The sequence below is a fragment of the Bacillus sp. FSL R9-9410 genome, from assembly GCF_038050385.1.
GTDB classification, from domain to species: domain Bacteria; phylum Bacillota; class Bacilli; order Bacillales; family Bacillaceae_G; genus Bacillus_A; species Bacillus_A cereus_U.
Map to the genome: position 1 here is coordinate 4104786 of NZ_JBBOTV010000001.1, position 14779 is coordinate 4119564.

Sequence of the window (14779 nt, forward strand, 5' to 3'; positions counted from 1 at the left end):
TAATTCACCGAAGAACCTCTAGTATCCCACTTACTAGAGGTTCTTTCCATCTTACTATTCTTTAGTTTTTTCTACTTCTTTTTCCTTATCTTCTACTACAGATACAACAGGTTTATCATTTGCTAATTGTTGTACTGCCCCTTTTCCTGCAAACCCTTCTAATAACTCTTTTAAATCAATACCAGAAGAAGCTTTTAGTGTTTCCTGCATTGTTGCCATTAAATCAGTCGCATAACCTGCAACTTTTCCGGCGCCGCTATTCTTACCACCGCCGCCTGTATCGACAACTGTAATTTTATCAATATTGCTAAGTGGACTTGCAATTTCTTTCGCATAACTCGGAAGCATTTTTAGAACCATATCCATAATTGCCGCTTGCCCATATAATTCAAATGCTTCTGCAATTTTTTGTTTCGCTTCTGCTTCTGCTAAACCTTTTAACCTAATAACATCTGCTTCGGCTGTACCTTGTGCCTTTTGTACTTCTGCTTTTGCCTGACCTTGTGCTTTTTCAATTTCTGCTTTTGCTAAACCTTCTACACGAACTTCTTCTGCACGTGCTCTTGCTTCTGCTTCAATTTTATATTGATCTGCATCTGCTTTTTTCATTTGTTTTACTTTTTCCGCTTCAGCTGATTGTTCAACAGCATAGCGATCTGCATCTGCCTTTTTCTTTACTTCTGCATCGTATTGCTTTTCACGACGCGCAATCTCTTTTTCTTCTAACTCAATTTGCTTTTCACGCTCAATGATTTTAACTCGCATTTGCTCTTCTGTAACACCTTGTTGTGCTTTCGCTTGTTGTAATTCATAAGAAAGATCTGCATCTGCGCGAGCTTGTTCTTGGTCCCTCTTATAAGATTGTACTTTTAATTCCTTATGTTTTTCAGCTTCAGCGATTTGTGCATCACGTTGATATTCCGCTTCTTTTGCTTCTTTCTCAGCACGAGCTTTTTCAATTCGCGCCTCTTTTTCACGCTCTGCATTCGCAACTGTTGCATCACGCTTAACCATTGCAATTTGCGGCTGACCAAGTGCATCTAAGTAACCGTTTTTATCCATTATTTCTTTAATTGTAAAGGAAACGATGCGAAGTCCCATCTTCTTCAAATCAGTAGAAGCTACTTCATGCACCTTTTGTGCGAATTGCTCTCTATTACTATAAGCATCTTCTACTGTCATAGAAGATAGAATAGCACGTAGATGCCCTTCTAAAACTTCTTTTGCTTCTACTTTTAACTCTTCCGTTTCTTTTCCTAAATATTGTTCAGCTGCTGTAGAAACTTCTTCAATTGTCGATCCTACTTTAATAATAGAAACACCGTTTACTGTAATCGGTACACCTTGTTTCGTATACGTATCACGTGTTCCAACTTCTAATTTGTAGTTTAATAAGCTAAGAAGTTCTGCCCGTTGCATAATTGGAACAACGAAAGTACCACCACCGCGGATAATCTTAATCTTCTTTCCATCATCAGTGATAACAACATTCTTTCCACCACCAAGCCAGTTTCCTGTTACAATTAATGCTTCATCTGGACCAACTGTACGATACTTCGTAATGAATACTAAAATTAGTAGTATTAAAATTGCGAGTAAAACTCCACCGATAATTAATGGAATCGTCATGTAAATTCCCCCTTATAATTTTGGTTTTTTTAAAGAATAAGCGATGTTTTGTACAAGCAAAACACCATCTTGAACTCCCTCAATAATGACCTCGGTTCCTTGTGAAATATCTTTTTTCCCAATTGTTTTCGCTGGTATTGCATTACTTCCAAATTGGGATGAAATTAATACTTCTCCAAATCCTTCTTTCGGAATCGATATAATTACTTCTCCTTTTCGGCCAATAAATTCATCCATACGGTGCATTGTATTTTGCTCTGCCTCTGCAATTGGTTTTAAAATTAGTATTTTCATTATGAAAACACCGATAAAAGATATAGCAAATGAGCCCCCGAAAATAACGAGACTATTATAGGAATATAAATACTCTCCTATATAACTAAGTCCACATAACATGGCGAAAAAACTAAGTAGCAACGTTACAACGGATACAGATCCGCCTCCAAAACTAAATATTGATTCAAATATATCTCCAAAAAAGATATAAATAACAGTAAGTATAGTTGCAATTATAAATCCGTATAAATAAATTGTTTCAAGTGGATAACCAAACAAGATCATTTCTTATCCCCCTTTCTTAAACAATCCTTTTTTGTTATATCTGTGCCTCACCTCTTTCAAAGATCATCATTCTTAATTTTCAGTCATTTAACCTTTAAAGAAAAACCTGTAAGACAGGCCTCTAAAAAAGAACAGGAGAAACCTATTGTGACAGGCTCCTCCTAGTAAATAACCGATATATTGTATATCTATATAATATACTATTTTCCACAAAAAGTAAAGTTAAACATACATTGGAAACCCACTTATTTTATCCCGCATTAACGGGCAGTAAAACTCCCACTTCAAAATTCGGCGAATGCGAGGAAGTTAGGTGGGAGATAACTGCCCATAAAAGCCCGATTGGTTCAACTAATAACCAGTGGGGGATGAACAGAACCCCCGCTGATTAAAGTTTCACTTTACTGATAATGCGTATGTTCCATCGCCATTATCATATTTATATACATACAAGTAGTACTTACCTGGTTTTGCATTAAATTTTGCTTCTATATGATTTCCATTTGCTTGACCGTAAGCTGCATAATTTTGCATATTTGATTCATGGTGAAGTACCCATGTCATCCCGATTCCATGCTCATTTAAAACAGAAATATCGATATCTCTCGCTGATGCTACATTAAATGTATAAACATCGGTGTGATCCCCGCCGATAAGGCTACCTTTTATAGTAGTGTTTAGCCCGATACGATTTGCTTCCTCTGAACGATTATTTGGTTCAGATTCTGTTAAACTCCCATCTTTAATCGTAACAGTTGTTTCATTTCTGCTCTCTTTACCTTTATCATCTTTTACTCTTAACGCTACTTTATAAGTTCCTTCTCTTTCATATGCATGTACTGGATTAACTTCTGTACTTGTACTTCCATCCCCGAAGTCCCATAAATAAGAAACGATTTTTCCATCTTCATCGTTTGACCCATCACTTTTGAATTGAATTCCTTCTTTTACAAGCCCGTTATAAGGTCCGTTTACATTAACCGTCGGAGCTTTATTTTCTCCGTCATCTTTTGCGATACCGTGGAAGACTACATCATATTCAAATTGATTAGAGCTATTCACACGGTAATTGACGAAATATGCTGTAACAGTTTTGTAGCCACTCCATTCTTTTTGCGCCAATTGTTCTAAAGCTTCATTTACTCTTTTACTCATTGCGTTCCAGTCTTCTGACTCACCTTTTGTTACACTACCTGTAAACGTACCTTCTAATGTAAATGTATTAAAGAATTGAGACTCATGTTTTGTCATTTTTGCATCTTTCATAGAAAACGTCTCACTAATTTCTTTCTTCACTTCTGTTAACGATTTTGGTGCATGTTCAGCTAAATAATCATCTGCTACTTCTGGTACATTATACTTATCTTGATTATCAATTAGCTGCTGCATATACTCTTGATACTCTTTATTTAGCTTAGAATCTTTACTTAGATTTTCACGATATGCATCATAATTTTCCACTTCATTCGCACGAATTAAATCTTGAATTTTATCAAATGTTTCAAACTGATGCGTATATAAGTAAGACTGCAATGCGAACGAGTAGTTATAGAAATCCCAAGAACCATATTTAGCAAATAGTGTACGCTCTGCTGTATAACGGCTTGCAGGATCAGATGATAATCCACTAATTATGCTCTTTCTTGGTACTACATTATTTGTACGAGTAGATCCTGCGAAAAATTCTGCATTCCCTTCTTGGAACCAAGTTAATCTTTCATTTTGATACATATCTCCTCTTCCAAATAAACCAGGAACTTCATATCTCCCTTGAAGATAATGAGTGAACTCATGACGGAATAGCTCTTCTAAACTATAAATACTTTGCTCTGGCGTACGCTCATATGTAAAGAATGTGCCTGTCTCTTCAATATAAATCCCACCGTTGTTTGTCTCATAGCCGTACAGTTGTCTATTTAATTGATATTCATCTGGAGTGTTATAGATTACTATCGTTAATACGTCGTCTGCATTACCTTGTTCTAAAGCTTTATCATTACCGATTACACGGTGATATTGTGCCTTTACTTCTTTTGCTGCCCAGTATAATCTCTTAATTTTTTCCTCTGATACTTTATCTCCTGTTTTGAACACAATAGACCCATCATCGAATGTGTACGTTTTTGGTAAGTACTGCTCTTTTCCTTCTTTACGTATCTTCTCTAAATCTACCGTATTCCCGCTATAATCTTTCCCGTTATAGTTTGTTGTAATTTGTTCTACTGCAACAAAATACGGTTCACTTAAACGTGGATACATATGCATTGCTTGTGTAACAACTTCTAATCCTTTATTTGGATTGCTATGAAACTTCCCTAATCGGCTAGCAAAATAAATTCCATTATTAACGAGCCATTTATTTTCTGGCGTTACTTCATTTAGAAGAGCAATACGATTTATTTCATTAATAAACCCATCTACTTTTCCATACCACATCGTTTCATTCGCTTCTTTACGAGCCTCATTTAAGTAAGACTGTATATCATAATCAATGCCTTGCATCATATCGTATACAGCTTGTCCTTTCATACGATCGTCTACATATGCATTAAAATTATCATTATATTGTTTTAAAATATTCGATGCGTATTGCACCGTTTCAACATCACTTGATGCATTACTAATTAATTTTCCGTATGCAGATACGACTGTATCCTGCTCATTTGTTCCAAGCTTAAAGTTGGGATTTTTCGCAATAGCTTTTAACGCTGGTAAACATTTGTCCTGGAAGCTTCTTTCATTTAAGTCGCTTAATTCATTATTATAAAATGCAAGATAAAAAGCTGAACGTAACACTTCAGTAAACGTTTGAATTCCTTTTGAATCATCTTTCGTAAATGTACTACCTCTATGAGATAATTCGTCTATAATTACTTGCATTTTTCCGTTATCTTTATAAAAGGCTTTTGCATCTTCATTAAACTGGAATAAGTCTGTAATTTGGTGCCACTTAATACTGCCTAACGTTTCAATTAATTCTTGATCATTCATTTTGTTTAAATCAGCCATTGAATAGCTTTCTTTAGCTTGCTTTACTGCCGAGTTCTTCGTAATAGATGCTGGTCGCTGTGAAAAATCTCCTACTTTTAAACGTTCTTGAAATGATAATGTTTCCTCGGCTTTAGAAGCGTGTCCGATCTCATCTACTGGTTTTTCAATTCCAACTGGTTTCGAATGCAATACATTATACGGTACCTTTTCTTCTGCTGATACATTCGTTTGAATTGCTCCGAGCGATAGCGCCATTGTACTAATACTAAGCAACACTTTATTGATCTTTGATTTCTTGTTCATATTATTGCCCCCCTATTTATATATTCCATTCAAGAAATTAACATATTATCTGGATGAAATGATATAAAATGCAATATTTCATATTATTTCTTCATACATTTTGAACATATAGTGAACGAAAGGGACTTACAGTTTCCGCTACAGTTGCTCCATTATTTAAGCAATCGAAACATCCTCGTATTAATATCCTTCCCCTATTCAAAAAGACCTTATCATAAGCATATTTCAACATGAAATTGCTATAATAAGGTCTTCTCAAAAACTTATATAATCATTTTGTATAATAATAAGATAAAACGTTATTTATTTCTTAAATAATCTCTTTCTAAATACAAACATACTTAATGCTGAAAGAACAAGTGCTAATCCAGAAAGTAAGGTCGGTGTGTTAGCTTGACCACCAGTTGCTGCTAAAGACTTCTGATTTTCCTCTTGCTTATTAGCATGTTGTTTATTTGAATCTTTTTCTTTCGCACTCTCTTGTCCTACCACTTTTACTGGACCAACTTGATTATTCCCTTTTGGCTCTTGATCCAATCCAGTTGCTGATTCTTTTACCTCTTCTTTTGTACCTTCAACTTCTTTCGCCGGCTCTTTTACTTCTTCTTTTGTTTCTTCAATTTCTTTTACCGGCTCTTTTACTTCTTCTTTTGTACCTTCAACTTCTTTCGCCGGTTCTTTCACTTCTTCTTTTATTTCTTCAACTTCTTTTGTTGGTTCTGTCACTTCTTCTTTTTCAACTATATTCTGGATTACTGTTCCGTTAAAACTTATACTAGTTTCATCCGAATCTAAATCAAATTTATATACCTTTTCACCTGGAGTACTCCATTTCATTACTCCATTATTAAACGTTCCCCCCTCACTTGTTAGTTTAATATTCTCAATAGTTTCTCCTTCTAAGTCATATACGGGAACTTGAATTTCTTCATTTACTTTTGCTTCATTTAAAATGATTTTTTGTCTTCCGACATCAATTGAAAACCATTGACCTAATTGTATTAACGGCCTTACATCACGAATCTCATTTCCATCTAATTTTAAACTTAGTAGGTCTAACATTGAACCAAGAACTGATACATCTTTAATATGATTATCCGCAAGGTTTAACCACTGTAAATTTTCCAGTGAAGATAACGGCGTTATATCTTCAATTTTATTATGAGATACATTCACCTCTTTCAATTGTTTCAAGTTTGAGATGAACTCAATATTTTTCAACCCTACTCCTTCTAAAGTGATGTTTTCTAAGTTCGTCATGTATTCTAAACCAGTTAGATCTTTTATCTCTTTTCCTTTTTCTTTAAGTATCTCTAATGTTTTAATCTGTAATAAATCTTCTTTTGTTATAGGGGCATTTAGATTCTCTCTACCAAAATTCTTTTTATTAATATGTTGTTGTAAATTTTTATCAAGAATTACATTTTTACTTTCTGTTTGTTTTTCAACTATACTTTGTATAACCGTCCCATTAAATCTTATTTTACTTTCAGCAGAATTCGTATCTAGTTTAAATTCATATATTTTTTCTCCAGGACTATTCCATTTTATAAACCCGTTATTCAGAGTAGCCTCTTCACTTTTCACATTAATATTTTGAAGTGTTTCTCCTTTAAGATTGTATATTGGAATTTTTATTTCTTCATCCACGCTTGCTTCATCTAAAAAGATTTTTTGTCTTTGAATATCGATATACATTCTTTTTCCTAATTCTTGGACAGGTCTAACATCACAAATTTCATTCGAACCCAGCTTTAAATCATATAAACCTGTTAATTGACTAAGTGGTGTTATATCTGAAATATAGTTTTCCTCTAAATTAAGTGATTGTACAGTAGATAATCTTAATAAAGGTTCGATGTTTTTTAATTCATTTTTAGAAAGGTCTAACTCCACTAACTTTTTCATTGAGGTAATATGCTCGATATTAGTAAGTCCATTGTTACTTAAAGATAAATTTTTCACATTTTTCAATTGCTCAATCCCAGCAAGATTAGCATTACTAATTTGATTATTTGCTACAGTCAAAGTCCTTAAAGTCGTTACTGTAAATAATGGTTTAATATCTTTTATATAATTGCTGTTTAAATCTAACATTTTAATCTTCTTCATTTGACTCAATGGGCTTAAATCTGAAATTTTATTGTTTCTCAAACTTAAAATCTCAACATGCTCTAACTCAGCCAAAGGTCCAATATCTTCGAGTTCACCATAAGTTATACTTAATAATTTTAATTGTCTCATTTTCGAGATAAACTGTATATTTTTTAACTTAACTTCTTCCAACGTTAAGTTTTCTAAGTTCGTCATATATTCTAGACCGCTTACGTCTTTTATTCCTTTACTTTTTGCCTCAACGACTATTAAAGATTTAACTTTTAATAAATCTTCCTTAGTTATTGGCGTATTTAGATTCTCTCTATTCAAGTTATATTTATTAATATGCATTTGCAATTGCTTATCTACTATTACATTTGCACTTTCATCTTGTTGATCCACTTTATCTTCTTTATTTTCCTTTTGTTCTTCTGGAACATTGCCTTCTAAATTCAATGCATTTACTTCAAATTGCACTTGATACTTATTATCATAGGCCATTGTCGGAATATAAATATGCATTTGCATATTATATCTTTTTCCTAATTCTCCAACTTCAAATTGAATAACCTTCGTCCCATTTTTCTTTTTATCCTCTGATATGACTTTTACATCATGGAATACACCAGGAGTATCAATATCCTCTGTTTTCAAGTATTGAAAGAAATCACTATCACTTAACGTTGCCGTTACAATTTTCTTTCCATTCTCAATTGTTAATTTCGGATTTTTTATATAAACAGCTGCCATAGACTCTTCATTCGTTTTATCTTTATACGCTTTAATAACAGCATCATATGTACCATCTTCTAAAGCATGTCCAGTTTTGTTCGCCTCAATTGCTACAGCTGCTAAAGCAGGCGTTGAATACGTAGCAAATGGAAGCGATAACGCCGCAGCGATAATCATCGCATTTATATGTTTTCTTTTGTTTCTTTCCAACTTTACATCTCCTCCAAAATATATAAATCAAAATGTAATCATTTCTCGAATAAACGATAATGATTTTCATTATCGTTGTCAACTAACAATATAAATATTTCGCAAAAATTTCTTAAAAATTTCACAAAAAAATAACCCCTTTTATAAGAGGTTATGCCATTTTCTCTCCTGATTCTTCTTTAAAAAAGCTTTTCATTGCATGAAATACGTCTGCTTTTTGCTTTAAAATATAATATCTGAAATTCTCATCTTTAATGTTTTTGTAGGCTGACATAAGTGTACTGTGGCGGTTGTACTGGTTCACTTCCCCATACCCAAACATATTACACTTCTTCATTAACTCTTCCACAAGCTTTACGCATCTAGCATTATCCGAAGTTAAATTATCACCGTCTGAAAAATGGAATGGATAAATATTATAGCGATCTGGTGAATATTTATTATCGATTAACTCAAGTGCTTTTTTGTATACGGAAGAACAGATCGTTCCACCACTTTCTCCTTTTGAGAAAAACTCTTCTTCTGTAACGACCTTCGCTTCCGTATGATGGGCAATAAACTCAATGTCTACAGTTTCATACTTTGTGCGTAAAAATCTTGTCATCCAGAAAAAGAAGCTACGTGCCATATACTTCTCCCATATCCCCATCGATCCACTCGTATCCATCATCGCTAATACAACAGCTTTTGAATCTGGCTTTAACACTTCATTCCAAGTACGGAACTTTAAATCTTCTTGGTGAATTGGATGGAAAGATGCTTTACCACGCATTGCATTTCGTTTATATGCAGATATCATCGTTCGCTTCTTATCGATATTTCCCCATAATCCTGTTTTTCTAATATCATTAAATTCAATGTGTTCAATCCGGTTTTCATCCAGTTCTTTTCTCTTTAAATTAGGCAACTCTAACTCTTTGAAAAACGCTTGCTCCAATTCTAAAATTGAGACTTCTGCTTCATAATAATCTTCTCCAGCTGCATCTCCTGCCCCTTTTCCTGGTCCTTTCTGCTTTTGACCACCTGATCCATCTCTCGCAACGACATCGCCAACTTTGCTGTCACCGTTCCCTTGCCCAACATGTTTATTTTTATCATAATTGTATCTAATCTTATATTCATCTAAAGAACGAATCGGTATTTTCACAACATCCCTACCATTAGACATAACAATATTTTCTTCCGTTACAAGATCTGGTAAATTATTTTTAATTGCCTCTTGTACTTTTTCTTGATGGCGTTGTTGGTCGTCATATCCTTTGCGATGGAGGGACCAGTTTTCCTGTGAAATTGTATAGTTTGGTTGATTTTCTTCGCCCATGCCTTTCCCTCCTTACTTTATTTGTTTTCTCTTATGAACAGCAATCTATAATTTTGTTTTCTAGTGTGCGTAACTATAATATTTGAAAAATAACTGTTCATCGAAAATCATCCCATAAACATATATAGCGTTTTTCATACAATACTCCGAGCATCTTAAACAAAATTTTGCCACTCACATCATAGAAAGAAACATTCAGCCGTTGATAAGAAAGAAACACAATGCATTGTTGCACACATTTTCGTTTTGCAACATATTGTATTGTGTTGGCTTTTTTGTATGAATGGTTGGTTACTCTATCATATGCATATTGTAAAAATAATTGACAATAAATTCATAAAATCGCATCTTAATTTCTTATATTCGGACAAGCTATGACATTTTTTACAAATATCAATAGATAACAAAACGCCGTCCCAAGAATAAGAGACAGCGTTTTGTTATCAAACTATCGATTTAACAAACTACCTACATATCGTAACAATTCATTCGCGGATGAAGAATTATAGCCATGCTCATCAATTAAGCATGCAACAACATCATTGATTTTCTTAAGCTGATTTTCGTCTGGTGTTTTCGTTGATGTTGTAATTTTCACTATATCTTTTAAATCAGCAAATAGTTTTTTCTGAATCGCTTCACGAAGACGTTCGTGTGAATTATAATCAAAGCGCTTCCCTTTACGTGCATAAGCAGAAATGCGAATTAAAATTTCTTCACGGAATGCCTTTTTAGCATTTTCTGAAATGCCAATTTGCTCTTCAATCGAACGCATAAGTTTTTCATCTGGGCTCATTTCTTCACCTGTTAAAGGATCCCGTAATTTTGATTTATTGCAGTACGCTTCGACGTTATCTAAGTAATTATCCATAAGTGTCTTAGCTGATTCTTCGTATGAATAAACAAACGCTTTTTGTACTTCTTTCTTAGCAATTTCATCGTATTCTTTTCTCGCTAATGAGATAAAATTCATATAGCGCTCTCGGTCTTCACTACTAATTGACGGGTGCTGATCCAATCCGTCTTTTAGCGATCTCAGTACATCTAGTGCATTAATAGATGGTACCTCTTTTCGAATAATTGTAGAAGAAATTCGGTTAATGACATAACGAGGATCAATCCCCTTCATACCTTCATCTTGATATTCGCGTTGCAATTCTTCTACATCAATCGCATTATACCCTTCTACCGTTTCTCCATCATATAAACGCATCTTTTTAATTGCATCAATATCCGGACGCTTCGGATCTTTTAAACGAGTTAAAATAGTGAACATTGCTGCAACGCGAAGTGTGTGCGGTGCAATATGAACATTTGACACATCACTTTCACGAATCATTTTTTCATAAATATGTTCTTCTTCACTAACCCGTAAATTATATGGAACCGGCATTACAATAATTCGTGAATGCAATGCTTCATTTTTCTTATTTGCTATGAAGGAACGATATTCTGTTTCATTTGTATGCGCTACAATTAATTCATCTGCTGAAATAAGCGCAAATCTTCCTGCTTTAAAATTCCCTTCTTGTGTAAGCGATAATAAATGCCATAAAAATTTCTCATCACATTTTAGCATCTCTTGGAATTCCATCATTCCACGGTTCGCCTTATTTAATTCTCCATCAAATCGATATGCACGAGGATCTGATTCCGAACCGTATTCTGCAATTGTAGAAAAGTCTAGACTACCTGTTAAATCGGCAATATCTTGTGATTTTGGATCAGAAGGACTAAATGTACCAATTCCTGTACGGCGATCTTCAGAGAAGAAAATACGCTCTACAACTACATCCTCAATTCTTGACCCGTATTCTTGCTCTAGACGCATAACATTTAATGGTGATAAATTCCCTTCAATTCTTACTCCATACTCATCAAAGAAATCATTCCGTAAATGCTGCGGAATTAAATGAAGTGGATCTTCATGCATTGGGCAGCCTTTTAATGCAAAAATCGCTCCACGATCTGTTCGTGAATATGTTTCTAATCCTCGTTTCAACATCGTAACTAATGTTGATTTCCCCCCACTAACAGGCCCCATTAATAACAAAATACGTTTTCTAACATCTAATCGTTTTGCAGATGGATGAAAATATTCTTCCACAAGGCGTTCTAAGGCATCCTCTAATCCAAATAGCTGATTACTAAAGAAGTTATATTTTCTTCTACCATCAACTTCTTCAATTCCAGCATCTTTTATCATATTGTAAATGCGAGAGTGTGCTGTTTGAGCCACCCATGGTCTTTCTTTCACAAGCTCCAAATACTCCGCAAACGTACCTTCCCATTGTAAACGTTCTTCTGCTTCCCGATATTGTTCAATTTTCTTTAGAATATCCATTATAGCTCCTCCCCCATCTCCTTGTTCAATCGGATTATTATAAAAGGTATGCTAGGATGTCCTTAAACATTCTTTAAATCAAAACGAAATATATAATAGCGCTATAAAATTCTCTCCAAAATTCAAAGAAAATTCTGTATAATAAAGGTATTAAAGTTTTCACGCTGCTATTCATTGTAAATAAATTCTTTTCTTCTAGGAACCTTACATACATTTCGATTCACAAATAGGATTCATAAACCGAAAAAGTAAGGAGGAAATTAGGATGAAGTTATTATTAATTTTAGGTGTATCACTCACATTTCTTACAGCTATTTTCACATCTGGTTATAACGATAAACCAGGTACACATAAAAAGTGATGTGCTGAAAAGCACATCACTTTTTTTCTTGTTTTTTATACACTATTTAAAATAAATATTTTCCACATCGTATATCGATAAAGGACGATTATAAAAATAACCTTGTACGAGTTTCACATTCTTTTCCTTTAAAAATTGTATTTGTTCCGCTTTTTCTACTCCTTCTGCAATTACATTTAACCCTAGAGTATGTGCTAAATGAATAATTGCAGCCGTAATATTCGTATCTCTTTCATCTTTATATATGCCTTCCATAAAAGAACGATCAATTTTTAACGTATCAATCGGATATGTTTTTAAATAACTTAAAGATGAATATCCCGTTCCAAAGTCATCTAAATGAATCTTTAAATTTTGTTCTTTTAACTGCATTAACACTCTTTTCGATAAATCTTTATGTATAAGAGCCCCTTCTGTAACTTCTATTGCTAATAAATGAGGGGGGACGTTGTACTTATTTAAAGCACGTGTAATCATCTCTATTAGTGTAATAGAACGAAAATGTCTAGCTGAAATATTAACTGCAATTGGTACAACTTCATACCCTTTATTTAACCATTCACGTATCTGTTCACAAACTTGATGTACTACCCATTCATCAAGTTTAATAATAAATCCTGTTCTTTCAGCAAGTGGGATAAATTGATTTGGCGAGACAAATCCTAGCTCCTTATTCTCCCACCTTATTAAGGCTTCCATACTGGCTATCTTTCCCGTTTCAATATTAATTTGAGGTTGATAATATAGGAAAAATTCATTTTTCTCTATAGCACGATGTAACTGATTCTCTATTATAAACCTTTGTTCACGTTCACAATCTAATCCACTACAATAAAAATGATAATATCCTTTTCCTTTTTCCTTTGCTTTTTCCAAAGCTGTGTCGACTCTTTGGAAAAGCATTTTTTCATCCATTCCATCTTTTGGAGCCATTACAATCCCAATTGATGCACTCAAATAAACATCCTCTTCTTCTATTACAAAATGCTCACTAATTCTTTTTAATATTGTTTGTGCCACTTCCTCTACGCATTCTTTCGTTATATTTTCTATTAACATAACAAATTGATCATCATGTTCTCTAAATAAATGCATATCTTCTATTTTTAGTTCTCGTAGGCATTCAGTAACTTTTTTTAATACTTGATCCCCTTCTTTATGACCAAATGTATCATTAATAAGGTGAAATTCATCCAAATCTATAAAAACCAATGCAAATTCTTTATTATCATCTAAAAATTCATTTAGTTTATTTGTACATGATATTCTATTCATTAACCCCGTTAACTGATCGAAGTAAGCCAAATACTCTGTTTTCATCTCATTTAATACTTGCCTCGTAACATCCCTCGTAACAATGTACACCCCAACGATTTCACTATTCACAATAATGGGGATAGTCCTCACAGAAATATAAAGTTCATATCCTTCTTTATGAACATATTTCTTTGCAACAATTTGTTTTGCTTTTCCCTGTAAAGCATTCTTAAATATAATTTGAAAAGTTTTTTCATATTCTTTATTTATAAACTGAAAAATAAATTGGTCCTTTAACTCTTCATATCGATACCCAAAAATTTCATAAGTTGCTGGATTTGCATATGTAATTCTTCCAATAGAATCTACAGATACAATGGAATCATTATTATATTCTAGTAATGACTTAAATAACATTTGTTTTTCTTCTATTTCCGCTTTTTTCTTAACCTGTGCTGTAATATCTCTAGTAATACAAATAATAAACTGACATGTTCCATTTACATCGCATACTGGATTAAGTGAAGATTCATAATGTATATCACCAGTTGGCAAACTAATTACATCACAAAATGTATTTGCTCTCGCTTCTCTCATTACTTTTTCATATTGTCCTTGCAATAACCTTGCCGTATCTTCTGGTAATACTTCTGCAAAAGTTTTTCCATAACATTCTTTCCCTAGCCTGGCGTGATCCATTCCTATTTTATTCACATAAATATATTTAAAAGTTTCATCGTCAATAACTTTCACAATAAACACTAAATCTTGAATAGCATGTAACAGTCCCTGTCTTACTAAATCCATATCTATCATACTTAAAAAGGTATTTTGATTATTATATTGTTCCTTCATATTTATCTCAACCCGTCTTATCTATTTTTATTCATATATCTCATTCTATATGAATATGTACCTTTTTTAAAATGTATGATTACATATTTTTTAAAAAATAAAAAAGTCGCCAAATGGC

At 33.4% G+C, this 14779-nt stretch carries 7 protein-coding genes; all 7 read right to left on the reverse strand.

Annotation, left to right across the window (positions count from 1 at the left end; genetic code table 11):
- Positions 1–54: 54 nt before the first annotated feature.
- The 7 genes from MKX77_RS21350 to MKX77_RS21380 all read right to left on the reverse strand — a co-directional run bounded on the left by MKX77_RS21350 (position 55) and on the right by MKX77_RS21380 (position 14661).
- Positions 55–1629, reverse strand: a complete 1575-nt coding sequence (locus tag MKX77_RS21350) for a flotillin family protein (protein ID WP_341307746.1) — start codon at positions 1627–1629, stop codon at positions 55–57.
- Between the two features lie 12 nt (positions 1630–1641).
- Entirely contained in the window at positions 1642–2190 is a 549-nt protein-coding gene (locus MKX77_RS21355) for an NfeD family protein (protein ID WP_215580519.1), read from the reverse strand.
- 396 nt (positions 2191–2586) lie between these two features.
- Positions 2587–5484: a collagenase ColA gene (colA, locus tag MKX77_RS21360; protein WP_341307747.1), complete on the reverse strand. Its 2898-nt coding sequence runs from the start codon at positions 5482–5484 to the stop codon at positions 2587–2589.
- Between the two features lie 303 nt (positions 5485–5787).
- On the reverse strand, positions 5788–8523 hold the full coding sequence (locus tag MKX77_RS21365; protein ID WP_341307748.1) for a leucine-rich repeat domain-containing protein: 2736 nt from the start codon (positions 8521–8523) through the stop codon (positions 5788–5790).
- Positions 8524–8674: 151 nt separating this feature from the next.
- A complete protein-coding gene (gene yhbH, locus MKX77_RS21370) occupies positions 8675–9844 on the reverse strand; it encodes a sporulation protein YhbH (RefSeq protein WP_341307749.1) in 1170 nt (389 codons plus the stop codon).
- 448 nt (positions 9845–10292) lie between these two features.
- Complete coding sequence (locus MKX77_RS21375; RefSeq protein ID WP_341307750.1) at positions 10293–12188, reverse strand: PrkA family serine protein kinase; 1896 nt, start codon at positions 12186–12188, stop codon at positions 10293–10295.
- Positions 12189–12591: 403 nt separating this feature from the next.
- Positions 12592–14661: a sensor domain-containing protein gene (locus tag MKX77_RS21380; protein WP_341307751.1), complete on the reverse strand. Its 2070-nt coding sequence runs from the start codon at positions 14659–14661 to the stop codon at positions 12592–12594.
- Positions 14662–14779 lie beyond the last annotated feature (118 nt).

Coding starts and splice junctions, on each gene's coding strand:
- MKX77_RS21380 (WP_341307751.1), bottom strand. CDS start 14,661: ATGAAGGAACAATATAATAATCAAAATACCTTTTTAAGTATGATAGAT.
- MKX77_RS21350 (WP_341307746.1), bottom strand. CDS start 1,629: ATGACGATTCCATTAATTATCGGTGGAGTTTTACTCGCAATTTTAATA.
- yhbH (WP_341307749.1), bottom strand. CDS start 9,844: ATGGGCGAAGAAAATCAACCAAACTATACAATTTCACAGGAAAACTGG.
- MKX77_RS21355 (WP_215580519.1), bottom strand. CDS start 2,190: ATGATCTTGTTTGGTTATCCACTTGAAACAATTTATTTATACGGATTT.
- colA (WP_341307747.1), bottom strand. CDS start 5,484: ATGAACAAGAAATCAAAGATCAATAAAGTGTTGCTTAGTATTAGTACA.
- MKX77_RS21375 (WP_341307750.1), bottom strand. CDS start 12,188: ATGGATATTCTAAAGAAAATTGAACAATATCGGGAAGCAGAAGAACGT.